At 60.9% G+C, this 1,120-nt stretch carries 1 protein-coding gene and 2 pseudogenes; 2 read left to right on the forward strand and 1 reads right to left on the reverse strand.

All coding sequences use genetic code 11. From position 1 onward, the window contains the following. Positions 1–183 (reverse strand): hypothetical protein (locus ABYB95_RS23840; RefSeq protein ID WP_372662957.1); only part of this gene is annotated, 183 nt, incomplete at its 3' end. A 283-nt stretch (positions 184–466) separates the two neighbouring features. On the opposite strand from ABYB95_RS23840, the pseudogene ABYB95_RS23845 reads away from it, so the two are divergent. Together ABYB95_RS23845 and ABYB95_RS23850 are read left to right on the forward strand one after the other, a co-directional pair. Beyond that, positions 467–568, forward strand: a pseudogene (locus ABYB95_RS23845) (helix-turn-helix domain-containing protein); the annotation flags it as partial. Continuing rightward, positions 569–1,120: pseudogene (locus ABYB95_RS23850) on the forward strand (hypothetical protein); the annotation flags it as partial.

The following is a 1,120-nucleotide window of genomic DNA, read 5'->3' on the forward strand; positions in this document are numbered from 1 at the left end:
CGGGTTTTGTAGGGAAGCCGAAGGGACCGGCACCGACAAGGGCGCCACGGGCGCGGGACTGGTGCTCGCACCGCCTCTGCGGAGCGACAACTTCACGCCCTCTGCTTCGAGATGCATTTCGTCGAAATGCGAGCTGTCCAGCAGTTGCAGCAGGCGTTGCACGTCTTCGTGGGAAAAACTCATGAACATGGCTCCTTGTTGGCGCGGCTTTGGCCGAGCAGTTGCGCAGGAGCCATAGCGCACCGGGCCAAGTGGCCAGCGCATGCTTGTCTCCTGTCGGTGTCGTATCTCCCGATTTTTCGCACTCCGGGTATGGGCAAAGTATTGGCGACCCCCGGCTTTTCCGGGTAGCATCACCCATCAAGTTTTCTCCTGGTGAAACCCACCAGACCACGGCAAAAGCATGCGCGAATACAAAGTCAAGACCATCCGAGCACTGGACCGAGGTCTCGAGGTGTTGACGTAATTGCACCAGGCACGCGCTGCCAGCTTGCACGACTTGTTTCTCGCAACCGGCCTTCCAAAGGCCACGTTGACGAGAGTGATCGTGACGCTTGAGAAGCGTGGCATGGTCTGGCAACGCCTGGCCGACGGCGCCTATATGGCCAGCCACACGCTGCAGCCCCGCGCCCCGCAGCTGAGCGACGAGAACTACTTGGTCGAAGTGTCGGCACCGGTGATGGAGCGGCTGTGTCGCAAAGTCAACTGGCCGTCCGTGCTTGCCGTTCCGCGCCTGGATTGCATGGAGGTGGTCGAAACCAATCGACCAAAGTCGTACTTCTCGCATGTGCCGGTGGGTCCGATCGGCTTTCGCATCAACATGCTGCGATCGGCGTCGGGCCGGGCCTACATCGCGTTCTGCAGCGACAGCGAGCGTCAGGCCATGCTGCAACGTTTGACAGTCAGCAACGAGCCCGGCAACTTCATGGCGCGCAAGCCCGCGATGGTGGAGCGCTTGCTCGACGAGACAAGGCGGTTGGGGTACGGGCACCGGACCCCTGACTTTGGTGGGCACTTTGACCAAACTCGCCGAGAGTGGAACGACGACCGAGACTCGATTGCCGTGCCGATCTGGGCAGGTGAAGAGGTGATTGCCGCACTCAATTTGACGTGGATGCAC

It is taken from the genome of Hydrogenophaga sp. (assembly GCF_041633695.1).
Lineage (GTDB): Bacteria > Pseudomonadota > Gammaproteobacteria > Burkholderiales > Burkholderiaceae_C > Hydrogenophaga.